The organism is Bariatricus sp. SGI.154 (assembly GCF_050313795.1).
Taxonomy (GTDB): domain Bacteria; phylum Bacillota; class Clostridia; order Lachnospirales; family Lachnospiraceae; genus CAMBRQ01.
This window is the reverse complement of sequence record NZ_JBNPMC010000095.1, coordinates 1-271: the sequence shown is the minus strand read 5'-3', so window position 1 is coordinate 271 and position 271 is coordinate 1. Positions and strand designations below refer to the sequence as shown.

Here is a 271-nt window from a genome sequence, read left to right as displayed (position 1 = left end):
CTAAAAATCTCTTGACAAATCTCAAAAAATTTGCGGCGAAGCCCCTTGTTTAAAGGAGGTATCGTAAATGAACATATTCGCAAATCAACTTAAAAATTGTATTTTTGATATTATCTCGGAAATGGAAAAGCATATAGATGCGTTCCTTTTTTCTGATCCACATGCTTTCTGCAGAAAACGTAAATGGGACTTTGCTACCATGATAAGATTCCTCTTATCTTTTGGAAGCAACAGCCTTGGCCTGGAAATCGGAGAGTTTTTCAACTATAAA

Annotated in this window: 1 protein-coding gene; it reads left to right on the top strand. The window is 35.4% G+C overall.

What is annotated here, in order from left to right; translation table 11 throughout:
- Positions 1–67: 67 nt before the first annotated feature.
- The coding region (locus ACQRBN_RS17490) for a hypothetical protein (RefSeq protein WP_427740366.1) at positions 68–271 on the top strand (204 nt) is incomplete at its 3' end.